Consider the following 25593-nt stretch of genomic DNA (forward strand, 5'->3'; position numbering starts at 1 on the left):
CGTACCTTTACCCGCCTTGTCTCCCTAGGGAGTCAGGCGGGTTTTTTTATCTAGACTCTTGAAATATCAGGCACTAACGCCATGTGTAGTGACGTAGGCGAACGAGCCCACGCCTTCCATTGCAGCAGGGCTCAGCAAAGGAAAAATGGAGATCGAGCATGGCAAATCATTTGACACGTTTTAATCCGTTTGGCGATCTGGCAGGCCTGGATACATGGCGGGATATTGAAGACATCTTCCGACGCGTCCCTGTTGTCGGCTCTTTAGCCGGTAATACACCGCCCAGCATCCGTCTGGACGTCAACGAGACCGAAGAAGCCTATCAAGTCAGTGCTGAAGTGCCTGGCATCAACAAAGAAGACGTGCATGTCAGTGTTGAAGGCAATGTCGTTTCTATTCGCGTAGAAAGTCGTCGCACTCAGGAAGAAAAAGAGGGCGATACGGTCTTGCGCAGTGAGCGCTATTACGGGGTTCAAACCCGTCGCTTTAGCCTGGCGCAGGATATTGACGAGTCCCAAGCCACAGCCAAATGCGAAAACGGTGTGCTGGAGCTGATCCTGCCCAAGAAAAAGAGTGGGACAGGCGCCAAGAAGCTGGAAATTCGTTAAACGGCTAAATCGGCAGATCCGTTAACAGGAATGGCCCCCTAGGCCTGGACTCGTGTCCAGCTTTTGGGGGCCATTCACTTTGTTGCGGTTCTGTCGCTTGTTGCCTTTATTTATGCCCAAGTTCCAGCACAGAAGCCAGACCACCGGCATCGATACGTCGTAACAAACGAAGCCCGGCACGATCAAACATGGCTTCAAATTCGCCTAAAGTGCGCTCCCGGCTATCTTCCAGCACACACATGGTGATCAGATCCAGCAACTTGCCGCCATTAGGCTTATTGTCGGGTTCGATCACACTTTCCAGCACCAGAATCCGGCCATTTTCAGACATGGATTGTGCACAGTTACGCAAAATAGTGATGCCTTGCTCATCGCTCCAGTCGTGCAAGATCATCTGCAATAAGTACACATCACCAGCCGGGCAACTCTGAAAGAAATCCCCATCCACCAGTTTCCATCGTTCGGGCTGATTCAAGCCAGGTAATACAGAGTTGGCTAAAACCTGGGCTTGGTCAAACAAAATTCCATATGCGTCCGGGAATTTTTTCAGAATCAATAAAAGCAAACCTCCTATCCCACCACCGACATCCACCACGGTCGCATTGGCAGGAATGGAGATTTCATTAATTAAAAACACATTTGAAGCACGAGACAATCCTGAAACGCCTTGATGAAAAATATCGTGAATGTCTGTATCGTCCCAATGCTCAAAAAAAGCATGCCCAAATCTTTCTTTAAATATGGGAATGCCAGCCGCCGCTTGTGATAAATCGCCTGCGCAATGAAGAAAGGTTTGATCGGTCAACATCAAGGCTGCTTCTTTCAAACGACTGGGCGAGTCCGAGCACAGGTTCCAGCCCAATTCATCCAGTTGATACGTATTGACCGGTTGCTCTTTAAAGACTCGATGGGCGCACAAGACGCGCAAGATGCGCTGCAAGTGGGACGCCTGAGTACGACTGGCCTGAGCCAAGGCTTCTACGGTTTTGGGGCCGTCTTTCATCAGGTCTGCCAGATCCAGTTGGGCGGCTGCCCGGACTGCTGTGGAAATGGAATACGCCATGATCAGATTAAGCAACTCTGTACCGCTATGGCGGGTAACGCCAGAATCCTGCTTTAGTTGATTCACTCCATTATGCGTCTTCATGTCTACTCCCTTTTTATAAAAAAAAGCCGGTCACTGAGACAGTGAACCGGCCATTTAAAAAACGAAAGCCAATCAGTCAGAATGAGCGACTAATATGCATGAGTTTTTAATATCAACATTCAATAAAAACTAAGGATTATTGCTTTGGATCATGTAGGTTAAAGAACTGGCCAACAAAGCACGGGTCCCAATTCGGAGTGCATCTTCGTTAATGACAAACTCTGGGGAATGATTCGGCGCACCATCCTTGTCAGCATAGGGAGAGGCGAACAAACGCCAAAAAACCAAGGGGATGTTTTTGCCAAACGCACTGAAGTCTTCCGATGCCATGGATGGTTCCGTCTCATGGGCTCCAATCCCGTCCGTAGCCAACTCCAGAGCGGGGATCAGCATGGCTGTCGTTGCGGGATCACTAATGACAGCATCGTAACCACCGCGAATAACAATATTGGCCGTTACGTCATGGTTTTTGGCGATGTTTTCGGCATAGCGTCGAACCAGGTCCTGAGCAATTGCCTGGTTGTTAGGCGAGTAAGAACGTATGGTTCCTGCCAGACTGGCCGTATCGGGAAGCACATTTCCTCGAATCCCGCTTTGCAGCTTGCCCAGGGTCACGACGGTCGTGCCATCCGTAGGATTGGTGCGTTGCGCCACAATATTATTCAAGGAGAGGGCAATCTCTGCGGCAGCAAGCAAAGGCGATGTTGCCGTCCAAGGCGAGGAACCATGGCCACCTTCACCTTGCAGGCCTATCGTAAAACCATAACCACCGGCCGAGATGGCGCCCTGACGATAGCCAATGCCTCCAGCCGGCTGCGCCGCGCGGATATGCTGCGCCATAATGACATCCACTTTAGGGCTATCCAGCACACCTTCAGCCATCATGGCATTCGCGCCGCTTAGCCCACCAGGCGTAGGATTCCCTTCTTCTGCCGGTTGAAACAAAAGCACAATGGTGCCCGGCAAATCGGCGCGCAGATCAGAAAAGACTTGAGCGGCACCCAAGAGCATTGCTACATGGGTGTCATGACCGCACACATGGGAAATAGGCACGTCCTGCCCTTGCCACGTTCCACGGGCAGTGGATTTGAAAGGCAAGTCATTCACCTCCTCAATAGCCAAAGCATCCATATCGGCTCGTAGCGCAACAACAGGCCCTGGCTGACCACCTGTCAATACCGCTTTAATCCCCGTTTCGGCAACGCCGGTTTGAATCACATAACCGGGCATGGTTTCCAGGGCTGCCTTGATATAAGCCGCCGTATTGTTCTCCTGATAGGAAAGCTCGGGGTTTTGATGGATATGACGTCGCCACGTAATGATTTGCGGCTCTAATAAATCCGCCTTCTGCATGGCAAGATCAATAATCGTAGGGGGTGTTTGTGCCATAACAGTACTGGCAGCCATATACGTTGCAGCGAGAAAACCAAAACAAATAGAACGCTTCATGATGCTTCTCCCTTCCGTGGTGAATGGTGGGCTGATAGTAGCATCGACGTAAATAAAAAAATAAAATATCAGAAAATTAAATTAATCCTCTTTAAAATCAATAAGATATGTAAATTAAATTAATGACACCCAATGGTATGAATAAATTTTTGCAAAATAAAAACCAAGAAAAAAGCCAACCCATAATAATGAGCCGGCTTAGCGGAAGAACTATGGATTTATTGAATTTTTAGCGAAAAACCCATTCATTAAGCACAGGAAAATATGATCAAGGCTTCTTGTTCTCCAGCATATACGTCAAGGAACTGGACAACAAAGCACGTGTACCAATACGCAATGCTTTCTCATCAATCATGAACTCAGGCGAATGATTCGGCGCACCCATTTTGTCGGCATAGGGAGAGGCATTGAGACGCCAAAAGACAACGGGCACATTCTTGCCAAACGCACCAAAGTCCTCCGAACCCATGCCGGGAGCGACTTCTTTGGCGCCAATCCCGTCAGTCGCCAGATCCAGGGCAGGAATCACGGTTTGCGTCGCTTTAGGGTCGCTGACCAGGACCTCATAGCCTGTGTCGATACGGACAGTGGCTTTCAAGTCGTGGTTCGCGGCAATGTTTTGCGCATAACGCTGAATCAGCTCATGCGCGGTTGCCTGGTTCTGCTTGGATAGGGAACGCACGGTGCCGCTGATGTCAGCGCTTTCCGGCAATACATTGGGGCGGTTACCGCTTTGCAGCGAGCCTACCGTCACGACAGTCGTACCGTCCTGTGGATTGGTACGCTGAGCAATGATGTTGTTCAAAGCCACCACTGTTTCAGCCGCCGCAACCACGGGCGAGGCCGCATTCCAGGGAGAGGAGCCATGGCCGCCTTTACCTGCCAGGGAAATGGAAAACACATCGCCACTGGCCATCAGACTACCGGGGCGATAGCCAATGCTACCTGCGGGGTAGGAGGGCCCAATATGCTGGCCCATCACCACATCCACCTTGGGCTGATCCAGCACACCTTCAGCCATCATGGCGTTGGCACCGCTCAGTGGTTTGCCGGGACCTTGTTCTTCAGCAGGCTGGAACAGCAGCACGATGGTGCCGGGCAGTTCATCACGCATATCCGAGAACACTTTGGCCGCACCCAAGAGCATGGCAACGTGGGTGTCATGGCCGCAAGCGTGCGATACCGACACCTCTTTACCTTGCCAGATTCCTTTTGCCGTGGACTTGAAGGGCAGATCATTGCGTTCCTGCACGGGCAGGGCATCCATATCGGCCCGCAAGGCAACGACCGGACCCGGTTTACCGCCTTTCAGCACCGCTTTAACGCCAGTCTGGGCAATGCCGGTTTGAATCTGGTAACCCGGCATGGTTTCCAAGGCCGCTTTGATATAGGCCGCCGTGTTGTGCTCTTGATAAGACAACTCGGGATTCTGGTGAATATGACGACGCCATTCAATAACCTGCTGCTCCAGCGCATCGGCTTTGCTCATGGCTGTGTCAATCATGGGGTTGCTGGCTTGCGCCAAGGCTGTACCAGCCATCAAACATGTCACTGCCAACAGGCTCAGGCGGAATGAATGTTTCATACAGTCTCCTCTCTTTTTTAGTAGTAATAAGCGATTGATCATAGCATCGCTCTATACAGCCGACGGAGGAATTAATTGACATCTATAGCATTGATATGGACCTAAAGCGGCGGAAGAAAAATCACCGTAGACCATCTGCGATACACACAAAAAAAACCGGCTCACCAGGAGGGTGAGCCGGTTTGATTACCCTGCATCAACCGTCAAATCAAATGGATAAAAAAACGTGCGGCAGCAAGCGCTCAATCGCCTCCAGTCAGAATCAAGGGCTGGAGTTTTCAATCATGTACATCAAGGCAGTGGCCAGCTTATCAACGCCTAATCAACATTCTGTTTCTGACGGCTGTAATGACCGGGGGTCACACCTGTCTGTTCTTTGAAAAAGGCAATAAAAGCACTGTCGCTGGCAAACCCCAAGTCCGAGGCCAATTGGGTGACACGAGCACCGGTAGAGAGCTGCTCAATAGCCTTGAGCAAGCGCCATTGTTGTCGCCACTGCTGGTAGTTCAAGCCGGTATCCCGCTTGAACAGACGGCTGATGGTTTTTTCGCTGGCCCCCAGATAGCTGGCCAGCACGTTCAGCGATGGGGGGAGGGTATCCAGATCGATATGTCTCAGTCGACTATCTTGGGGCAAGGGCAGAAAGAGAGCCTGGTCGGGAGCGTGTTGCAGCTCATCCAGCAAGACCAGCATGACATGCCGTCCCGGTGCCTGATCCCAATCCATATCCAGATCAGCTTGTGTAATCCGGTCCAGTGCGGCTGTCAGCAAGTCGTTCGCCGCCAGGAGCTGAACTTTGGCAGGGAGGTCCGGGTAGTGAACGGGGTCCAGATATACGGAGCGGTAGTCCACTTGTTCGCTCATTTGCGCTTGGTGGGGCAGAAGGGCAGGAATCCAGATCAAGCGTCCCGGTGGCAACAAACACAACTGCTGATCCAGGGTGACGGTAATGCAGCCGCTATGCGTGTACAGAATCTGCCCCCAGGGATGCTGGTGCAGGCCGGAATCATGTTGCGCCAAGCGGGCAGCAATACCCAAGACGTGGCGGCCTGTCAGATCGGGAAAAGGGTCACTTGCGTCTAGCCAGGGCATGATTGTCTGATTTCATGGATTTTTAAGCAGAATACTTGTAATGGAGAAATTCGACCAGCATTACGCTGATTCTTTTCAAACTGATATGTGAATTGGCATGACTCGTTTTCTTCTCTTGATGATCGCTTTGATCATGTTCCCGCAGGTGGTGGAGACCGCCTATAGTCCCGCTTTACCCTTGATTGCCCAAACCTACGCTGTCTCGGCCAGTGAGGCGGGGCAAACCTTGTCCGTCTACTTTATTGCTTTTGCCGTCGGTGTGCTGTTCTGGGGGTGGCTGTGCGACCGGCTAGGGCGCAGACCAGCGGTTCTGGCGGGTTTGACGGTATATGGCCTGGGCTGTCTGCTTGCCTTGTTCAGCCCGAACTTCACGGTGCTCTTGCTGGCCCGCATGATTAGCGCATTTGGTGCAGCGGTGGGCTCCATTGGCGTACAAACCATGCTGCGGGACCGGTATCAGGCCGAAGAGTTGGCCAAGATTTTCGGCACTATCGGGGCCGCTCTGGCGCTTAGTCCTTTGATGGGTTTGGCCATGGGTGTGGCCTTGTCCTCGGGTGCTCAAGTGATGCCGGTTTTTATCGGTCTGCTGGTTCTGGCCTTGGTTCTGTTGAGCGTCTGCCTATTGCAGCTCCCTGAAACCCGTCCCGTCCAACGCCAAAGCAGCAGCTTGTGGCAGGTTCTGATTCGCCTGCTGAAAGATCCTGCAATCTGGCAATCAGCCTTGTTGGTGGCTCTGTTCAACACCACGATTTTTGCGTTTTATCAGTGGGCTCCCTTTTTGCTGCAAGGTTTGGGTTCGGACAACCGGCCCATGATGATTGCCGGTGTCTTGCTGGCTGCGGGCACGTTTATCGGCGCATTCTTGAACCGCCGCTGGCTGGCAGCGGGGCAGTCATCCCATAGTCTGATTTGGCGGGGAATCCTATTGTTAGCGGTATCGGCTATTGGGCTGGAGCTCGCGGGCAAACACCTGATTTTTCTACTACCTGCCATGTTGCTGGCACTGGCCTATGCGGTGGCCATTCCTAACCTTTTATCCGCCGCCTTGCAGAACTATCGTTCCGTTGCCGGAATGGCAGGTGCTGTCTTCGGTCTGATGTACAGCCTGCTACTGGGCTTGGGTTTGGCCTTGTCGGCCTGGTGGGGAAATCTGGCAGATGTCACGGTAGTTTGCGCCGTGCTAGCAGCAATCTGCCTGGCTTTACCTTTGAAAAAAGCCTAAGGACAAGCCCTGATGCTTCGTTCGTAAGGCGGCTCACCATAGGGAATATACTAATACATATGTATTGACATGCATTAAGCGGAATCACCATAATCCTTCATGTTTAAAGCAATCGAAGAGTGTGCCTCACAAACACTCAGCTTGAACATTTTTCCAAAGGAGAGGATGACATGGTGGAACAGGGGGTTATGGGCACTCCGCTCGACAAGGCCAAGCCACGCGGCGCAATTGCCTTGTTAATGTTGCTGATGGCTGTGATGGGCGAAATGTGCCTGGCAGCCGACTTTTACGGCTTTGCTGCCGTTATCAAGATTGTGTCGGCAGACCTGTCGCTAAGTCCCGCACAAGCCGGGCTGGTGCAGGGGGCTTTTGGGGTTTCGTTCGCCTTGGGCATGTTGTTCTGGGCACCACGCGGTCGCTCCATGAACTCGGCCCGTCTGTATCTGATTGGTTTGGGCGGCAGCGGTTTGCTGATGCTTTTGCAAACCCAGGCACAGGATTTCACCCAGTTATTTTTGCTGCGTCTGGTCGTGGGCTTTTTTGACTCTGCGGTGTGGGTCGGGTCCATGAAAATCGTCATGCAATGGTTTGCACCACGTCGTCAGGGCCTGGTCCTGGGCATCATTCTGGCCGCGTATTCACTGGCGATTACCCTGGACTTTGCCTTGGGGCTGCCTTACGCCATGGACCATGGCTGGCGCGCTTTCTTCCTGGTGCTCGGTGGCCTGACCTTAAGTGCCTGTTTGATCACGCAATTGGTCGTCCGTCCCGGCCCTTATCAAGATCCTCACGACAAGATCAAAACCGATGCAGGTGTGTTGCGCTCCATTGCTGCACGCCCCTGGATCTGGGTTGGCATTCTGGCGATTTTTGGTGCCTTGTTCTCGGTAGCGGCAACCGCAACCTGGCTGATTCCTGCCTTGATTGATGTGCAGAAAATGGCCCCTGAACAGGCTCCCTTGTTCGGCACCATCATGGGCTTGTCCCAAGTCTTTTTCCTGATTCTGGGCGGTTACGTCAGCGATCGCTTCACCCGTGTTGGTGTGATGCGTGTGGGAATGTGGTTAACCATTCTGGCGGCTAGCGCCTGTGTTCTGGTTGCTTGGCAGGCCTTGCCCTACAGCGGCTTGCTGATTGTGGCCATTCTGTGCGGCGTAGGGGTGTTTCATGGCGGGGCCATTTTCAGCTATGTGGGTGAACGCTATGGCGTGAACCTCGGTCCTTGCGCCGCTGGCTACGCCGAGATGGGCGGTGTGTTCGCTACCTTTGTCGCGCCGTCCTTGCTGGGCCTGTTACTGAGCCTGACCGGCTCCTACGTCTGGGCCTTTGGCAGCTTCCTAGCGGTGGAAGTGCTGGTTTTCATCGGTTTCCTGATGTTGAACCGCTTGTCTTCGGCGCAGGCGGAGTAAAGCAATGAACAAACTTGTTTTCGATCCAGCCGACCTGGAGCAATACCGGCTCCAGGCCTCGGTCTCGGACTTTGATGCTGAAATGGCCGCCTACAAGCATGCCAGTGAACGCGCCCGTACTACCTTGGGCTCCTGTTTTAGCACCCATGCCTATGGCGATGATCCGGCAGAAAAGCTGGACGTCTATGCAGCCAGCCAAGTCGGCGCCCCGGTTTATCTGTTCATCCATGGCGGCTACTGGCGCATGTTGTCCAAGAACGACTCGGCCATGATGGCGCAAAGCCTGCATGCCGCCGGTGCCACGGTAATTTGCCTGGACTATGGCCTGGCCCCGGAATACCGCCTGCCGCAGATTATTGAGCAATGTGAACGCGCCTTGCAGTGGATCCACGCCAACGCCGCGCAGTTCAATGGCGATCCACAGCGTATTCATATTAGTGGCAGCTCGGCAGGAGGCCATTTAAGCGGCATGTTGTTGGCCGCCGATGCCCAACGTGAACAACGTCTGATTCACAGCGCCAGCATTATCAGCGGCGTGATGGATTTGCATCCGATTTTGCAAACCGCCGTCAATGGCTGGCTGCAACTGGACGAAGAACAAGCCCAACGCTACAGCCCGGCCCTGTATCCCCCCGCCGCCCGCACTCCCGTGCTGGTCGCCTGGGGCGAACTGGAGCCCGCCGTCATGCAGGAACAAAGCCGCCACTACGCCCGGCAATGCGAGCGGGCGGGCTGTTACGTACACAGTCTGGCTGTGCCAAACCGTAATCATTTCAATGTCTTGATGGATCTGGAACAAAGCGACAGCGCATTGACGCTAGCCGTGTTGCAGACCATGAACTGTCATACCAAGGAGGAGAGACTATGACACAAGCAACTTCCCACTCCATCCAAACCGCGTGCTTTGAGCCCCGCCGTCTGGGCCACGTCAATCTGTGGGTTGATGAACTGCAACGCGGCGAAGATTTTTACAGCCAGGTGTGCGGCCTGAAAGTGGAGTTTACCGAGCCTGATCTGGTGGCGACTTTTCTAGGCACCGGCCACACCCCCCACGATCTGGGCATGATGGAAACCACCAAAGGCGTTAACCGCTATGGTCGCGACGGCCTGTTGCAGCTACCTGGCACGATCGGCTTGACACCCGGCTTGAATCACTTGGCCTGGGAACTGGAAAACGAGGCTGAACTGGTCGCTGGTTGGAAGCGTGCCAAAGAACAAGGCCGCGATATTGATATGACGGTGGACCACCAGGTGGCCCATAGCGTCTACATGTTTGACCCTGATGGCAATTACAACGAGTTCTACTGCGACACCATTAAAGACTGGCGCAGCGTGTTGGGCGGCCCTATGGAATTGCTGACCAGTCGCTGGGACCCGGAAGCTCAGGAACCCTTTAGCGAAGGCCGCTACGATTCCGATCCCATTCTGGAAACCGTGGCTGATGCTCCCGTACAACCACGTCGCGTTACTCATGCGGTCTTGCGTACGGCTCAACTGGATGCGATGCGTGTTTTCTACACCGAAGTCGGTGGACTGGAAGTGGTCTATCAGAACGAGCAGGTGGTGTATTTGCGTGCAGGTCTGGCTAATTATGACTACAGCCTGATTCTGGTGCAGGACGAGCAGGCCTCCTTTTCTCATGGCAGTTTTGAACTGGCCAGTGTGCAGGATCTGGAGCACACTTTGGAGCGCTTGAAAAAACAGAACATCACGCCTGTGCACGATGTAAATCTGCCCTGGAAACGGTCCTTATTTCTGCGTGACCCCGATGGCTTGCTCAGTGAGTGGTATGTGACTCTGGCTGGCGAGCGTGTGCTGGACACCAATCACTCTTTGCCTTTGTGGGCGCAAGTTTAAGGAAAGCATCATGTCCGAGAAAAAACTAAGTGCCTTGATTGCGGGTGGTGGTCTGGGTGGCTTGGCTACGGCCGCCGCTCTGGCCCAACGCGGCTGGGATGTCACCGTGCTGGAGCGCCAATCGGAATTACGCGCCAATGGCTCGGGTATTTATATCTGGGAAAACGGCCTGCGCGTCCTGAAAGCCTTGGGCGCTTACGAGCAAGCCATCGAAGGCGCTTTTTACGGTAGCCACTTTGAGCAACGCGATCTGAACAATGAAGTCATCGATTGCGGCCCCACACCGGCGAATCGTCGTCTGATTACCGTGATGCGCTCGCAACTGCTGAAGTCTCTGGAGCAAGCGGGCAAGCGCGCAGGCGTGAAAGTTCGCACAAATGTCGAAGCCATTAGTGCCAGTGCGCGTGGTGAAGTCCAGCTGGCTTCGGGAGAGCGTCTGCGGGCTGACCTGGTGGTCGGCGCTGATGGCATCTGGTCACGCATCCGTCAATCTTTGGGCCTGGAGCTGATTCACGAGCAAACGCGTGAAGGTGCCTTGCGCACCATGATAGATCGCAAGCCCGGCGACACCGCTGAGCAAGACGCCCAGAAATATATTGAGAACTGGAACGGCCTGCATCGTTTATTGATTACGCCAGTCAGCGAAACCCAGACCTATCTGGCTCTGACATGCCCGCACGATGATATACGCGCCAGCAATACACAGATCGACAAGGAATATTGGTCTGCCTTGTTCCCCCATTGGGCACATTTGATCGAACGTATTGATGGCCCCGTAAGCTGGGGTCGCTACAGCGTGACGCGTTGCAAAGCCTGGTCCAGCGGCCGCACGGCTATTTTGGGTGATGCCGCACACGCACAACCACCCAATCTGGGACAGGGTGGGGGCATGGCCATGCAAAATGGTCTGGCTTTGGCAAGTTTCCTGGAGCAGGTGCACGACGCCCGTGACATTCCTGCGGCCCTGGAAGCGTGGGAATGTAGCGAGCGCGATATTGTGGAGCACTGCCAGAAGTGGTCCTGTCTGTACGGCGAAATCAGCGCCTTGCCCGATGCGGTACGGACCCAAGTGGTACGTTCGGCCATGGCCAACCCCTGGAGCTACGAACAGATTTTCCGCGCTGCCAGCCACACGCCAACGGGAACCGTCTAAGCAGAGCTCTGCTAGTATACTGACGGTCCGCTTGTCGCCCTGTTTTCATAGGGCGACAAGCGCAGGACTGACTCTCCCAAGGCATTATGAGCAAAACACCCGTCTCCATCCCCGACAGCAGCGTAGAAACCAATCTGGCCTTCCAGATGGCCAACATTATCTACAAGCTGGACCAAACCCTGCGATCGACCACCCTGCGCGAGCACAATATGACCTATGTGCATTTCCGGGTCTTGCAATACCTGTGGGATAAAGACGGGCGCAGCATTGGAGAAATTGCCAAAGCGATTGTGGTGCATCAGCCGGTCTTGAGCCGGGTCATTGATCAGATGCAAGAGCGCGAATTGGTACAGCGCCGTGCGGACGAAACCGATAGCCGCTTCATGCGCGTATACCTTAGCGAAACAGGCCGCGAGCGCTATGCGCAGGTCTGGCCCGCCGCCAAGGAAATGATTGATGATGCCCTGTCCGTGCTCAACCCGAATGAGCGTGAGGACCTGGGCCGCATGCTGCGCAATGTCGCCACCCATCTGGCGACCTGAAGCCTGAATTTATTCTGCGGGGCGCCCTGGCAAATTGGCTCGTATCAAGCGCCCAGCAATGGAATCGGTATGGGGCAGATCGGGCAAGGTATCGCCAGGACCAAACCAACGGGCATCATTGATCTCGTCAGCCTGAACACGTATATCTCCACCTGCGTACTCGGCGGTATAGGCCACCATCAAAGAATGCGGAAAAGGCCAGGACTGGCTGCCGAAATACCGGATATTGTCCACACGCAGGCCCACTTCCTCCAGAACTTCGCGATGAATCGCTTCTTCCAGGTTTTCACCGGCCTCCACAAAACCAGCCAACGCGGTGTAGCGGGCCGTTGCGTAGGTCGAATGGCTGGCCAGCAAGATACGATCCTTATCGCGGATCAGCACCATCATGGCGGGAGAAATCCGTGGGTAGGCTGAAAAGCCACAGGACGTGCAACGAAAGCACAGCTCATGCTTCACGCGCTCCATGGTCGAGCCACAAACGCCACAGAAGCGGTGGCTGCGCGCCCATTCCGACACCTGAAAGGCCCGATTCGCAATACTGGCCTGTTCACCCAACTGAGCCAGCACGCCACGCAAAGGGCGGAAGGTAAAGCCTTCGGGGGCCTGGGTCTGTGCCGTCACATGAGAAGCAAAATCCTGGCAATCATCCCCGGAAAAAAGCGCATGCCATTGCGATGGCGCTAAATCCAGAGCGGGTTGGGCGGGAATCAAGGCCTGCCCCTCTTGGCTGCTGACCAATATTTCATTTCCACGAAAAATGAAATTCATGTGTTTCTTGTCCTTTAATAAGCCGCCTAAGTGCAGCCCAGCGCTGGCTATTGTAAGGGAATGGCCGAGCGAAAAAAAAGCAGAAAAACGGTGGGGCAGGGAAGCAGTACGTGAAGAGCGTACTCAAAAAAACCCGCGTTTTAAAACCAGAAATATAAATGTCAAAAAGATGACGTTTGTCATCAGTCTGCCGAGAAAAGCCCAGGACAAAACTAACAAGCCGCCTAATTAGCAGACAAATAATCAAGTATGAATTTATTTAAACCGGCAGTTTTATTCTTTGCTTTTAAGAACCGGATTAATTATTTATAAAAATCATTTTTTATTAGCTGTTTTATTTTTTTATTTAAAAAAGGCTATTTTATTTTTAGATATTAAGGCAGCTTATAAAGTGTATGTATTTATTTCCCTCCCTCACTAGACCACTTTTCAAAAAAACAGGTGGCTCCTGTTCTGGCCCTATCAGAAAAAAGGCACAAAAAAACCGCCTGGCCTAGCAAGACGGTCTTCTTGAAAAACACGGTAAAACCTGGAGGTTTTGTGCGTTTTAGCTCAGACAGGCTGACGGAAAAAAACGCAAAAATAGCAAGTAATAAGGCCTAGGCCGGTTTTACTCGATGTTTTGTGTCTGTTCGCGCAACTGCTCAATACACAGTTTCAGGTCGATAGAGGCCCGCGTCATGTCCATGCTGCCTGCCTTGGAACCCAGCGTATTGGCTTCGCGGTTCATCTCTTGGAACAGGAAGTCCAGACGCTTGCCGGTACTGCCTTGGCGCGTGCTTTTCTTGTTGGGTGTGGCTTGGGTATCGCCATTCAGAATCAGCTCCAGCTCCGTCAAATGCGAGCGCAGGCGGGCGATTTCCTCAGCCACATCGATACGCAGGGAGAAGGCGGCGGCTTCCTGGGCGACGCGTGCGGACAGCTCCTCGCCTGAAATCAGGGCAAAACCGTCCGGGCTGGCTTGCAGCAAGGCATCATGCAGACGAGTAGCGATCTTGTTCTTTTGCTCGCTCAGGATAGAGGGCAGGTGTTGCTCGACCTCATCGACGATGACGCTCATGTCCTGGCGAATATCCAGCATGGCTTGGGCCAAGCGCTGACCTTCACGCTGACGGGTGGCCTGAAAATCCTGCAAAGCCGCCTCAAACGCCTGGCTGATCATGGGCAACCAGACTTCCGGGTCCATACCGGAGTTATTGCCACTTTGATTGCTCAACAAGGTGCTCAATTCCGGGGCTGGCAGGTCAGGAATAGCCACACGCGCGGCTTTCAACATCTGTGCCGTGCGCTCCACGGCCTCCATGTCCAGACTGCGCTGCTGATCCGTGCCGCTACGAGCAAAGTTGACCCGCAACTCCAGCTTGCCGCGCTGCACACCTTGAGCAGCCAGCTCACGCAAGAGATTTTCCGCGAAACGCAGTTCCTCGGGCAAACGCAGATTCAGGTCCAAAAAGCGGTTATTGACGCTGCGCATCTCGATATTGATGGAGCCTGCTTCGGACTCGGCTTTGGCGCTGCCAAACGCGGTCATGCTACGGATCATGGGTGGGTCACTTTAAGAATGGAGTAAAGCCGCCAATTGTACTCTGCTGTCCTGGTTTAGGCGGCTCCTCTAGCCCGTGCAAAGCTCTATACTTTAGGCATTCAAGGCCTATGTGGGCCGATTTTTTTTCATTGAAGGCAGGCAGTCATGCTAAGAATCTTGCATACAGCCGATTGGCAAATAGGTCGCCAGTACTCGCGTTTCGAGCTGGAGGACGCGGCCGCCTTGGCTGAGGCGCGTTTCAAGGCCATCGAGAAACTGGCCGCACTGGCCACCGAGCACCGAGCCGACCTGATTATGGTGGCAGGTGATGTGTTCGATTCGCAAACCTTGAGCGACCGTAATCTACGCCGCAGTTTCAATGCCATGGCGGGTTTTACCGGCCCCTGGCTGCTCCTGCCCGGCAACCACGACGCCGCCCTGAGTGAAAGCGTCTGGACCCGTGCCCGGCGTCTGAACTGCATTCCCGATTACGCATACGTGCTTGATACGCCAGAACTTTTCCTGCTGGATGCCTTGAAAGTAGCCATCTTGCCAGCGCCCTTGACGCAACGACAGACTTATCAAGACCTGAGCGACTGGTTCGATCAGGCTGATAGCCCAGCAGGCTATTGGCGTCTGGGCCTGGCCCATGGCAGCGTCAGCGGCGTGCTGGAGCATCTGGACAGCCATAACCTGATTGACCAAAACCGCGTACACCGCGCCCGTCTGGACTATCTGGCGCTAGGCGACTGGCACGGTATGGTCAAAATCAACGATCGCTGCTATTACAGTGGCACCCCTGAACCGGACCGTTTCCGGGACAACGATTCCGGCCAGGCTTTGCTGGTGGAAATCAGTGCACCCGGCGCGATACCTGTGGTTCAAGCCTTGCCGGTCGCGCAGCACCCTTGGCGCAGCATCCAGCATCATTTGAATGACGACACCGATCTGGACCTGCTGGAGCGCGAGCTAAGCGCCCTGGCCGAGCAAAGCGTGGTCGAACTGGAACTCTCCGGGCAACTGAGCCTGAGCGGTTTTGAGCGCCTGGACAGCCTGTTGGGGCAGGCTCAGGCCCGTTGCCGCGCCTGGGATTGCCAGCGCGACGCCTTGCGTCTGGCGCCTTCAGAACAGGATCTGGATGCCTTGCAAGCCGACGGCTACTTGCAGGCCGCATTGAAACAGTTGCAGGAGCTGCGTCACGGTAGCCAGCAGCAGGCGGCAGAAGACGCCTTGTTGATTCTGGCTGGTTTGCTGCGCGATAAGGAAAGTGGTCATGCACATTAAGTCCCTGCGCGTTGAGCAGTTCAAGCGTTTCCGTCAGCCTGTAGCGCTGGACAAGCTGGATCCCGGTCTGAACATCATTAGTGCTCCCAACGAGGCCGGTAAAAGCACCCTGGCCGAAGCCTTGCGTACAGTGTTTTTCGAGCGATATGGCACAGGGACCCTGACTAAAATTCTCCCTTGGGGCGATTCCTCTGCCGCACCGGAAATCGAGCTGAATTTCAGCCTGAATGGCCAGGATATGCGCCTGAGCAAACGCTTCTTCAAACGCAAGCGCTGCGACCTGTATATCGGCAATCAGCACCTGGACAATGACGAGGCCGAGCAATACCTGGCCCAGCAGATGGGCTTTGAATACGCCGCCAAAGGCAGCAGTCAGGCCCGTAACTGGGGCGTGCCGGGCCTGTTGTGGATCGAGCAAGGGCAGGGTCAAGACCTGCGCAGCTCGGTTGAACACGCCAGCGGGACCTTGCAGCAGGCCTTGGGCAGTGAAATCGCTGATCTGACCAGTGCAGACGGCGATTATCTGATTGAACAGGCTCAGCAACAGCTAGACCAATATGTGACCCAGGCTCAAGAACAGCCGCGCGGCGTCTGGCTGGCCGCTCAAAAAGAAGCTAAAGAACTGGAAGAACAGTTGCAAAGCCAACAATCGGCTTTGCAGCAGTATCAGCAGTGGGTAGACGAACTGGCGCAAGCACGGCAGCAAATCGCCCAGGCAGAAAGCAGTCGCCCTTGGGAACAACTGCGTGAGCAGGCCAAGCAAGTGCAGATTCAACTGGCCCAAGCCCGCCAACTGCAGGAGCGCGCCAAAGAGCTGCAACAAGCCCTGACCATGCTGGAAGAGCGTGAAAAGCTCTACCAACAAGCCGGTGAGCGCGACCAGGAATGGGCCAGCCAACGTAGCCAGCGGGCGGGGCAGATCACAAGCTTAGGCTCCAAACTGGAGCAAGAGCAGGGCATTCTAAGCAGCCTTAGCCAGCGTCTGGAACAGGCCCGCAGCCATAAGGAGGCCAGCCAACAAGAGCAGGAACGTGCTCGTGCCTGGCAACAATGGTTTCAGGAGCAAGCGGCTTTTGAAGGGACGCAGCAGCAATTGCAGCAGGTACAAGGGCAACTGGAAGAACTGAGCAAGCTGGAAGCCCAGTTGGCTCAGTGCGGCGCGGCCTTGGTCCAATTGAAAATCAGCGACGAGGCTCTGGAGCAGTTACGCCAGCAAAACCAGCTTATTCAGCGCCTGCAGCATCAGCTTGAAACCATTTCCACCGAACTGCAGATTGACCTGCAAGAAGGCGCCAGCCTGCTTCTGGACGGCGAGCCTGTTCAGGGTCAACACCGCGCCCACCTTAGCGCCAGCACTCGGATTGAATTGCCGGGCCTGGGTCAGCTACGCATTATCCCTGGTGGCCGTGATCTGGGCAAAGTGCAGCAACAACTGGCGCAAACCCAGCAGGATTACGCACAAGCACTGGCTCAGCTAGGCGGAAAAAACCTGGACGAACTGGAGCGTCGCCGCGAACAGTACCGGGAGCAAGAACAACAGGATCGCCTGCTGCGTACCTCCATGAAGGCGCTGGCTCCCCAAGGTAAAGCTCATTTACAAGGCCTGGTCCAGGCCGCCCAGCAGCGCGTGGCCCCACAGCGCCCCGGTGGAGAGGCCATTGAAGCCACGGAACTGGGCCGTATCGCGCAAACCGCCGCCTTGGCGGAACAGCAATATCGCGCGCTGGAGAGCGACTGGCATGACGCCCGCGAGACCGTCGCCCGCACTCAGGCTCGTCTGGAGCAGGCCCAGGCTGAAGCGCAAAGCCTGGAACAGCAATGGGCTGACCCGCAACGCCAGCAAGCCCAGCAAGAGCGTGAACAGCAGTGGGGCCAGCTACGTCTGCAACGCGAGCAGCGTCTGGCTGATCAGAAAGCGCTGGAAGCCGAACTGGCCGCCTTGTCCGTCTCGGTTCTGGAGCAGGATCTGCTGCGTTTTGAACGCAGCGCCCAACAGCAAGAGCAAAGCTATAACGACGCCCGTCTGGCCGCTCAACTGGTGCAGACCCGCCTGGAAACACACGGTGCCCAAGGCCTGGAAGAACAAATCGATCAGACCTCTTTGCGCTTGAATGATTGCCAGCGTCGCTGTGCAAGCTACGAGCGCCGTGTGGACGCCTTGCGCCTGCTGCTGTCCGTACTGCGCGAGCAGCGCAATACCTTGACCCAAAGGCTGCACGAGCCTCTGCAAAAGCACATCAACCACTATCTGCGCCTGCTCTTGGGCAAGGCACGGGTAGAGCTGGACGAGTATCTGGCTCCGCGCTGGCTGCAACGCGACAGCGGACAAGGGCTGGCGGACGATATCGACGGTTTGAGCTTTGGTGCGCGCGAGCAAATTGGCCTGATCGCACGCCTGGCCTATGCGGATTTATTGCAGCAGGCCGGACGTCCCACGTTGCTGATTCTGGATGACGTTCTGGTCCACAGCGACAACGAACGTCTGGGCGCCATGAAGCGCATTATTCATGACGCTGCCCAACGCCATCAAATCCTGCTTTTCACCTGTCAGGCCGATAAGTGGATGGACATGGGTGTTGCGCTCCGGCCCGTGCCGCAAGGCGTACAATAGGCGTTTTGATTTTTGTCCGGAGCCTTGCCTTGTCTGAAACCGCTACGATTGCACGCCCCTCGGGTCGATCCGCTGCACAATGCCGTCCTATCGAACTGGTGACCGGTTTTACCCGTCACGCCGAAGGCTCGGTGTTGATCCGTCTGGGTGAAACCCATGTACTGTGCAATGCCAGCGTGCTCGACAAAGTCCCTCCCTTTCTGAAAGGCAAGGAACAGGGCTGGGTCACGGCGGAGTACGGCATGCTGCCTCGCTCTACGCACACCCGCTCGGATCGCGAAGCGGCCCGTGGCAAGCAAAATGGCCGTACCCAGGAAATCCAGCGTCTGATCGGCCGCAGCCTGCGTGCTGTCTTCGATCTGAAGGCCCTGGGTGAGCGCACCATTCACATTGACTGCGACGTCCTGCAAGCCGACGGCGGCACCCGCTGCGCCAGCATCACGGGCGCCTGGGTAGCAGCCAGCCTGGCCGTGCGCAGCCTGCAAGAGCAGGGCAAGCTGCAAGCCTCGCCCATTCTGGATCAGCTAGCCGCCGTCTCGGTCGGCGTATACGAATCCAACCCCGTGCTGGATCTGGATTATCTGGAAGACTCTGCCTGCGGCGTGGACATGAATATCGTCATGACAGGCAGTGGCAATCTGGTCGAAGTGCAGGGCACCGCAGAAGGGCAAACCTTTGCCCGTCCTACCCTGAACCGCTTGCTGGATCTGGCCGAGCAGGGCATTGCCGAATTGATGCAAGCTCAAAAACAAGCTTTGCAGGGCTGATTGTTATGAATTGGGTCTGTCCTGCCACCTACGCCACACGGCCAGGTAGCAGGACAGACCCGCTATTGGGACGCCGTGCCGTCCCGCGCAGCATCCACTGCCTGGCACGGCGCCTTGCCATCTTTACTGAACAGGGCGCTTTAGCGTCTGCAGCGACTTATGAACACTGAATCCAAGCGTGTGGTCCTGGCTTCCAACAATGCCGGCAAGCTCAAAGAGTTTTCGGCCATCTTGGCTCAGGCCGGTATCAGCATGGTTCCGCAAGGCCAGTTGGACATTCCCGAGGCCGAGGAACCCTTTGCCACTTTCATCGAAAACGCCTTGGCCAAAGCGCGCCACGCCAGCCAGTTAAGCGGCTTGCCCGCCCTGGCCGACGACTCCGGCCTCTGTGTACGTGCGCTCGATGAAGCACCCGGCGTTTATTCCGCCCGCTTTGCAGCACGTGAACGGGGTGGCGAGAAGTCCGATTCAGCCAATAACGCCTTGCTGGTAGAACGCCTGCAAGGACAAAGCGACCGCCGCGCCTGTTATGTGGCCGTTCTGGTGTATGTGCGCCATGCCCAGGACCCACGGCCCATCGTGATTGAAGGCGTGTGGGAAGGGGAGATTCAGGATCAGCCCGAAGGCGATAACGGCTTTGGCTACGACCCGCATTTCTACTTGCCTGAGCTCAAACAAACCGCTGCGCAGCTCTCGCCTGAAGTGAAGAACAAGTACAGCCATCGTGCGCAAGCCATGCGAGCGCTCCTGGCACGCCTGGCCGACGAGTAAAAACATGACTGTTTTCTCTCCCGAGGTACGCATCCGACCGGGTTCCGGACCTGCAACCCTATTGCCCAGCCTGCCGCCCCTTTCCGTCTACGTGCACGTGCCCTGGTGTGTGCGCAAGTGCCCGTACTGTGACTTCAACTCACACGAAGCACCGGCAGAACTGCCCGAAAACGAGTATCTGGACGCCTTGCAAGCTGATCTGGAACAGACCTTGCCGCTGGTCTGGGGCAGACAGGTTATTTCCGTCTTTATTGGCGGTGGCACCCCCAGCCTGCTGTCAGCCCAGGCCTTGGACCGCATGCTGGCCTTGCTGCGCTCCCATCTGAACTTGCTGCCCGATGCAGAAATCACCCTGGAAGCCAATCCCGGCGCCTCGGAAGCCTCGCGCTTCATGGATTTCGCGCAGAGTGGCGTAAACCGGATTTCCCTGGGAATTCAAAGCTTTAATGATGAGGCCCTGAAAGCCCTGGGCCGGATTCACGACAGCCAGCAAGCGCGTCAGGCCATTGAAGCCGCCATGAAGGCCGTGGACCGCGTCAATCTGGACGTCATGTACGCCTTGCCAGGTCAGACGCCTGCGCAATCGGAGCAGGACATTTTGCAGGCCATGTCCTATGAGACCGAGCATTTGTCGCTCTACCATTTGACGCTGGAACCCAATACTGTCTTCGCGAAATACCCGCCAGCCTTGCCCGATGACGACGATAGCGCCGCCATGCAGGACCGCCTGATCGAGCTGACCGCCAGCCGTGGCTGGAACCAGTACGAGATTTCGGCCTACAGCAAGCGCGGCGGTCATAGCCGCCACAATCTGAACTACTGGGAGTTTGGCGACTATATCGGCATAGGCCCGGGCGCTCACGGCAAGCTGTCCTTTCACGACCGCATTATCCGTACCGCGACCACCCGCAGCCCGGCGCAATGGATGCAGAACGCCGTCAAGCGCGATGGCAGCCATTACGCCCACAATGCCCGCGTCACCGCTAAAGACTTGCCTTTTGAGTTCATGCTGAACGTACTGCGCCTGAAAGAGGGTGTTCCGTCCCAGTACTTCCCGGAACGTACTGGTGTACCCCTGACGCAGATCCTGCCCGTCATCAAGCGCAATATCGAAAAAGGTTTGCTGGCGTCCGATCCAATCCGTATTCGGACCACGGATTTAGGCTGGCGCTTTCTAAATGATTTACAGGAAGCATTCCTTCCCGATGAAGGTTCCTGACATTTAATTGTTTATTTAAGACATTTTTTATTGTGCATCTGCACAATTGCTCTACAATTAATTTCTGGTAAGTCCTATGCCATAACGACTTTATCGATGCCGGCCTGTTTGCATCTAATTCAGCCCCGATTCTGATAAGCGCGGTTAAGACCTGCCTTAGTGGGTTACACAATGATCCGCGCCACTCCTCCTCTCTTTTTGTTAACGTCATTGACGCTGGAGTAACCATGTCCTCCCCCGAAGATGTTCTGAAGATCATCGCCGAACGCGAAATCACGTTTGTCGATTTCCGCTTTACCGATACCCTGGGCCGCGAGCACCACTTGACCACCCCTGCACACGCGGTGGACGAGGATCGCTTTGAGTCTGGTGTCGCCTTTGACGGCTCTTCCTTGCCTGGCTGGAAAGGAATTGAAGCCTCGGACATGTTGCTCATCCCGGACGCGAAAACCGCCCGTATGGACCCGTTCCGTGAAGAGCCCACCCTGATTCTGACCTGCGATGTGGTCGAGCCTTCCGATTTGAAAGGTTACGACCGCGACCCACGTTCGCTGGCCAAGCGTGCTGAAGCCTACCTGCGCTCCAGCGGTTTGGGCGATACCGCCTACTTTGGTCCCGAGCCAGAATTCTTCGTGTTCGACGGTATTACCTGGAACGACGACATGTCGGGCAGCTTCGTGAAGATTCGCTCTGACGAAGCCCCCTGGTCGCGTGGTCTGGAACTCAATGGCAATAACCTGGGTCACCGTCCTGGCATCAAAGGCGGCTACGTTCCTGTTTCGCCTACGGATTCGTTTGCAGACCTGCGCTCCGAAATGTGTTTGCTGCTGGAACAGCAGGGCGTTCCTGTTGAAATCCATCACCACGAAGTGGCGGCTCCTGGTCAATTGGAAATCGGTACTCGCTTCTCGACCCTGGTCGAACGCGCAGACTGGAACCAGATCATGAAGTACACCATCCATAACGTGGCTCACGTTTATGGCAAAACGGCAACTTTCATGCCCAAGCCTGTGGTCGGTGACAACGGTTCCGGCATGCACGTGCACCAGTCCATCTGGAAAGACGGCCAGAACTTGTTTGCCGGTAACGAATACGCCGGTCTGTCCGAGTTCGCGCTGTTCTACATTGGCGGCATCATCAAGCACGCCCGTGCCCTGAACGCCATCACCAACCCCACGACCAACTCCTACAAGCGTCTGGTTCCGCACTTTGAAGCTCCGGTCAAACTGGCGTACTCCGCCCGTAACCGCTCGGCCTCGATCCGCATTCCCTACGTCAGCAACCCCAAGGCACGTCGTGTGGAAGCCCGCTTCCCCGATCCAATGGCCAACCCATACCTGGCTTTCTCCGCCTTGATGATGGCCGGTCTGGACGGTGTGCAGAACAAGATTCACCCCGGCGATGCAGCCGACAAGAACTTGTACGATCTGCCACCCGAAGAAGATGCAAAAATCCCAACCGTTTGTGTGTCGCTGGAACAAGCTATCGAGTCCCTGGACAAAGATCGCGAATTCCTGACCCGTGGCGGTGTTTTCAGCAATGAAATGCTGGATGCCTTCATCGAGCTCAAGCAAGCTGAAATCACCCGTCTGCGTATGGTTCCGCATCCGGTTGAATTCGACATGTACTACAGCCTTTAAGATCGAAGGTGCTGGCAATTCTTGCCAGCAGGATAAAAAAAGAGCAGCCTTCGGGCTGCTCTTTTTGTACTTGCAAGTCGTGCTGAGACGATTACCATACGCAGTCAATAAATCACTATCGTCATGGAAGTAGAGATGGATCTGGTTTTTCAATGGAAGCAGTTGGATGATCTGTCCACGCGGGAACTGTACACAATCATTCAGGCGCGTGAGGCAGTGTTTGTGGTCGAGCAGGCCTGCGCCTATCAGGAAGTTGATGGTCTGGATGTACATTCCTGGCATCTTTCCGTGCTGAAGGACGGCGAACTGGCAGCGTACGCCCGTGTCGTTGAGCCAGGCCTGAAATACGAGCAGCCATCTATAGGCAGAGTCCTGACCCTGGCCAAATTCAGAAGCCTGAAAATTGGCTACGCTCTGGTGGCAGAAGCGATTCGTTTCACGGAAGATCGCTATCCCGGTGCCGGAATACGCATTGGTGCCCAGGCACACTTGCAGAAGTTCTACGGGTCCTTAGGCTTCGAGCCGGTAGGCGATGTGTACGACGAGGACGACATTCCTCATATTGATATGGTCAAACCCGCTGTCATTGCCTGATGTGATCACTGTATGTGAGTGACGACTGCCACTGCGCAAAATGACTTAAGTCAGACCGCAGACCAGACCACCTGCTCAAGAGTCTTTCTGAAAATCACTAGCAGGTGGCAGATATTGATCTTAGTCCGCGCTTAGTCCTGGCAAGCCATAGCTATCCCGCTGCTTCTTCAAATACTCAATCAAGGCACGCGCCGAGTTCGACAAGTGTCGTCTATGTGTATAAGCCAACACCAGGCGTAAAGGCGCGGGAGGTAAGGGCAGGGGAACCGGGATCAGCCGCCCCTGTTCAATCTCTTTTTGACAGCTTTGCCGCCCTAAAATCGCAAAACCCAATCCTTTCACCGCTCCGGCACCGGCCAATAAACCGCTATTGACCCGAAATCGGCTGGCAACACTCAAGATCTGAAACTTCCCATCCGGCAATACAAACTGCCAGGCCTGACCATCCAGCGCCGTATCCGTGCTAATGCAGGGTAGTTGCTCCAGCTCCTCCAGAGTGGCAGGCATTCCGTACTGCTCAATCAAAGAGGGCGCAGCCACAACCTGACAATCAAAGGAGCAAAGCTCCTGCACCACCAGGCTGCTATCGGCCAAAGCCCCACGACACATCAATAAAGCCAGATCAAAATCCTGCGCCAGCACTTTGGGGCCTTCCAGATTGGTCTGGCAATGCAACTCCAGATCCGGATGCTGCGCCGCAAAATCCGCCAACACCGTCGCCAATAAAACCGGGCCGACTTCCGAGGGAATACAAATCCGCAAACGCCCCGACAAACGCGTACGCTGATCCAGCAAATCCTGCTCCGCCTGCTTCAAGGCGCCCCACCAGGGCTGTACCGTGTCGAACAGACCTTGGCCCACACTGCTCAAGCGCAACTGTCGGGAGTTACGCTCCAACAAGCGCTGACCCACTTGCCGCTCTAACTGGGCTACATAACGGCTGACGTTAGACGTAGGCAAGTCCAGCACTTGAGCGGCCGCCGTAAAACTGCCACTTTCAGCGACTTGTACAAACACCCGCAAGGCATTCAGATTTAGCTGGGAGCTCATCAGACAATCCCGATTTTGATAACTCAATATTCAAATTATAGAGACTACATATCAAAACCATGAAGAACTAGCCTAGAACCTTGTTTCTTTACGGTCATTACCATGTCTGAATCTGAAGTTTCCCATCCCAAGCAACGGGCTCGGGCCGTCTCCTTTATCCAGTTTGTGCACGCCCTGGAGTTCATGGCGCTAACTCCGCTCTTTGTCTGGATGGCAGTCGATTTTGACGTTCCACCCGCCTATGCTGGCTATGCCGCCTCTCTGTATATGGGGGCCGCGGCCTTATCCGGTGTGCTGGCTGCGCGCTGGATGCCCAAGCTGTCCTTGAAACCCTTGCTGCTCCTGGCCCTGTGTTTTCTTGCCGTGTTGACTGCCTTGGGAGCCCTTAGCTCGCACTTTGCCTTATTTCTGGTACTGCGCCTGGGAGCAGGCTTATTAGGCGGGTTTTTAATGAGTGCGGCTATGACCTTGCTTTTGAATGGCATGAATGCCGAGCAGCGCACAGACGCCATTGCCATTGTGGTCAGCGCCTTTGCCTTGGTCAGTGTTGTCGGTATGCCTACGACCTTATTCATCGCAGTAAATGCAGGCTGGCGTATCGCCATGCTGGTTCTGGCCGTTCTTTGCTTGCTTGCCTGCGTCTTGGCTTACTTCTTTCTGCCGTCAAGCTCTCCTGTGATCACTCAAACAAGCTCCAAGCCCTTGGGGAGGGGCGTCTGGCGGTGGTTGAGCCTGCCCGCTATTGCTCAGGCTGGCTCACTATTACTGATTCCCGTCCTGATTCCTGTCCTGGCTCTGCGCTACGGCACGGAACTGCCGCAGATACCGTTCATTTTTGTTCTGGGGGGGATCGCAGCCTTGCTGGCTTCGCGCCTGTCGGCCGTAGGTATCAAGAAGTGGAGGGAAACCACGGTCGCCAATCTAGGCACACTGGTTTTGATCCTGTCTCTGATCTTGCTGGCAGTGGGTTGGGGGACGGCTTACGGATTCATGATCCTGTTCATGGCGGGAACCTATATCCGCCTGGTTTGTGCCAGCGCCTACAGCGCCAGCTATCCCGATCAGGCCCAGCGTGCTCGCTTCATGGCCTTGCAGACCACAGGCAATCACATAGGCAGCTTTATTGCCTTGGCTGTGCCTTCCCTGATTTTTAGTGATCAGGAGGTTTCTCTATCAGTACTGCATACCTTGCTCTTGCTGACAGTGCTGATCGCCTTTGCCTTGCCAGTCCTGATGCGTTTTGCTGCCCGCAGGCCCTCTGTGCAGATTGGGCAAACGCCCGTCAAAGGGCAGTAAG

At 55.1% G+C, this 25593-nt stretch carries 22 protein-coding genes; 15 read left to right on the forward strand and 7 right to left on the reverse strand.

All coding sequences use genetic code 11. From position 1 onward, the window contains the following. Positions 1-158 precede the first annotated feature (158 nt). The gene (locus tag JYG33_RS04140) at positions 159-608 is read left to right on the forward strand and encodes an Hsp20/alpha crystallin family protein (RefSeq protein ID WP_207874761.1); all 450 of its coding nucleotides are present in this window, start codon (positions 159-161) and stop codon (positions 606-608) included. Between the two features lie 106 nt (positions 609-714). Here the strand turns inward: JYG33_RS04140 and JYG33_RS04145 are convergent, their stop codons facing one another. From JYG33_RS04145 to JYG33_RS04160, 4 genes are all read right to left on the reverse strand, one after another. Beyond that, positions 715-1755: a methyltransferase gene (locus JYG33_RS04145; RefSeq protein WP_207874763.1), complete on the reverse strand. Its 1041-nt coding sequence runs from the start codon at positions 1753-1755 to the stop codon at positions 715-717. A 129-nt stretch (positions 1756-1884) separates the two neighbouring features. Beyond that, positions 1885-3204, reverse strand: a complete 1320-nt coding sequence (locus JYG33_RS04150) for an amidohydrolase (protein ID WP_207874765.1) — start codon at positions 3202-3204, stop codon at positions 1885-1887. 268 nt (positions 3205-3472) lie between these two features. Next, the gene (locus tag JYG33_RS04155) at positions 3473-4789 is read right to left on the reverse strand and encodes an amidohydrolase (RefSeq protein WP_207874767.1); all 1317 of its coding nucleotides are present in this window, start codon (positions 4787-4789) and stop codon (positions 3473-3475) included. A 318-nt stretch (positions 4790-5107) separates the two neighbouring features. Further along, a complete protein-coding gene (locus JYG33_RS04160) occupies positions 5108-5881 on the reverse strand; it encodes a helix-turn-helix transcriptional regulator (protein ID WP_207874769.1) in 774 nt (257 codons plus the stop codon). Positions 5882-5978: 97 nt separating this feature from the next. Here JYG33_RS04160 and JYG33_RS04165 point away from each other — a divergent pair, with 97 nt between their 5' ends. The 6 genes from JYG33_RS04165 (at position 5979) to JYG33_RS04190 (ending at position 12064) form a co-directional block, all read left to right on the forward strand. Then, positions 5979-7103 (forward strand): MFS transporter, encoded by a 1125-nt coding sequence (locus JYG33_RS04165; RefSeq protein WP_207874771.1) that lies wholly within the window; start codon positions 5979-5981, stop codon positions 7101-7103. Between the two features lie 170 nt (positions 7104-7273). Further along, on the forward strand, positions 7274-8512 hold the full coding sequence (locus JYG33_RS04170; RefSeq protein WP_207874773.1) for an MFS transporter: 1239 nt from the start codon (positions 7274-7276) through the stop codon (positions 8510-8512). Positions 8513-8516: 4 nt separating this feature from the next. After that, the gene (locus JYG33_RS04175) at positions 8517-9380 is read left to right on the forward strand and encodes an alpha/beta hydrolase (RefSeq protein WP_207874775.1); all 864 of its coding nucleotides are present in this window, start codon (positions 8517-8519) and stop codon (positions 9378-9380) included. Further along, positions 9377-10369, forward strand: a complete 993-nt coding sequence (locus JYG33_RS04180; RefSeq protein ID WP_207874777.1) for a VOC family protein — start codon at positions 9377-9379, stop codon at positions 10367-10369. Before JYG33_RS04175 ends, JYG33_RS04180 begins: the two co-directional genes overlap by 4 nt. 10 nt (positions 10370-10379) lie before the next feature. Next, positions 10380-11522 carry an NAD(P)/FAD-dependent oxidoreductase gene (locus JYG33_RS04185; RefSeq protein ID WP_207874779.1) on the forward strand — a complete coding sequence of 381 codons (1143 nt, stop codon included), beginning with the start codon at positions 10380-10382 and terminating at the stop codon, positions 11520-11522. Between the two features lie 86 nt (positions 11523-11608). Beyond that, the gene (locus tag JYG33_RS04190) at positions 11609-12064 is read left to right on the forward strand and encodes a MarR family transcriptional regulator (RefSeq protein ID WP_207874781.1); all 456 of its coding nucleotides are present in this window, start codon (positions 11609-11611) and stop codon (positions 12062-12064) included. Positions 12065-12073: 9 nt separating this feature from the next. Here JYG33_RS04190 and nudC read toward each other — a convergent pair whose 3' ends face one another. Together nudC and JYG33_RS04200 are read right to left on the reverse strand one after the other, a co-directional pair. Next, positions 12074-12835, reverse strand: coding sequence for an NAD(+) diphosphatase (gene nudC / locus JYG33_RS04195; RefSeq protein ID WP_207874783.1), 762 nt, complete (start codon positions 12833-12835; stop codon positions 12074-12076). 610 nt (positions 12836-13445) lie between these two features. Further along, positions 13446-14378, reverse strand: coding sequence for a YicC/YloC family endoribonuclease (locus JYG33_RS04200; RefSeq protein ID WP_207874784.1), 933 nt, complete (start codon positions 14376-14378; stop codon positions 13446-13448). A gap of 147 nt (positions 14379-14525) precedes the next feature. On the opposite strand from JYG33_RS04200, the gene JYG33_RS04205 reads away from it, so the two are divergent. The 7 genes from JYG33_RS04205 (at position 14526) to JYG33_RS04235 (ending at position 23246) form a co-directional block, all read left to right on the forward strand. Further along, complete coding sequence (locus JYG33_RS04205) at positions 14526-15644, forward strand: DNA repair exonuclease (protein WP_207874786.1); 1119 nt, start codon at positions 14526-14528, stop codon at positions 15642-15644. Continuing rightward, entirely contained in the window at positions 15634-18255 is a 2622-nt protein-coding gene (locus JYG33_RS04210) for an AAA family ATPase (RefSeq protein ID WP_207874787.1), read from the forward strand. Before JYG33_RS04205 ends, JYG33_RS04210 begins: the two co-directional genes overlap by 11 nt. Positions 18256-18284: 29 nt before the next feature. Next, a complete protein-coding gene (gene rph, locus JYG33_RS04215) occupies positions 18285-19022 on the forward strand; it encodes a ribonuclease PH (protein WP_207874788.1) in 738 nt (245 codons plus the stop codon). Between the two features lie 159 nt (positions 19023-19181). Continuing rightward, positions 19182-19793, forward strand: a complete 612-nt coding sequence (rdgB, locus tag JYG33_RS04220; protein WP_207874790.1) for an RdgB/HAM1 family non-canonical purine NTP pyrophosphatase — start codon at positions 19182-19184, stop codon at positions 19791-19793. Positions 19794-19797: 4 nt separating this feature from the next. Next, positions 19798-21012: a radical SAM family heme chaperone HemW gene (gene hemW, locus JYG33_RS04225; RefSeq protein ID WP_207874791.1), complete on the forward strand. Its 1215-nt coding sequence runs from the start codon at positions 19798-19800 to the stop codon at positions 21010-21012. Between the two features lie 227 nt (positions 21013-21239). After that, positions 21240-22652, forward strand: a complete 1413-nt coding sequence (glnA, locus tag JYG33_RS04230; RefSeq protein ID WP_207874793.1) for a type I glutamate--ammonia ligase — start codon at positions 21240-21242, stop codon at positions 22650-22652. 135 nt (positions 22653-22787) lie between these two features. Then, the gene (locus JYG33_RS04235) at positions 22788-23246 is read left to right on the forward strand and encodes a GNAT family N-acetyltransferase (RefSeq protein ID WP_207874795.1); all 459 of its coding nucleotides are present in this window, start codon (positions 22788-22790) and stop codon (positions 23244-23246) included. A gap of 120 nt (positions 23247-23366) precedes the next feature. On the opposite strand, the gene JYG33_RS04240 is transcribed toward JYG33_RS04235, so the two are convergent. Further along, positions 23367-24296 carry a LysR family transcriptional regulator gene (locus tag JYG33_RS04240; RefSeq protein WP_207874796.1) on the reverse strand — a complete coding sequence of 310 codons (930 nt, stop codon included), beginning with the start codon at positions 24294-24296 and terminating at the stop codon, positions 23367-23369. 102 nt (positions 24297-24398) lie between these two features. Here JYG33_RS04240 and JYG33_RS04245 point away from each other — a divergent pair, with 102 nt between their 5' ends. Beyond that, positions 24399-25592 (forward strand): MFS transporter, encoded by a 1194-nt coding sequence (locus tag JYG33_RS04245; protein ID WP_207874797.1) that lies wholly within the window; start codon positions 24399-24401, stop codon positions 25590-25592. The last annotated feature ends 1 nt before the right edge of the window (position 25593 follow it).

The sequence above is a fragment of the Alcaligenes sp. SORT26 genome, assembly GCF_017377875.1.
Taxonomy (GTDB): Bacteria; Pseudomonadota; Gammaproteobacteria; order Burkholderiales; family Burkholderiaceae_B; genus Alcaligenes; species Alcaligenes parafaecalis.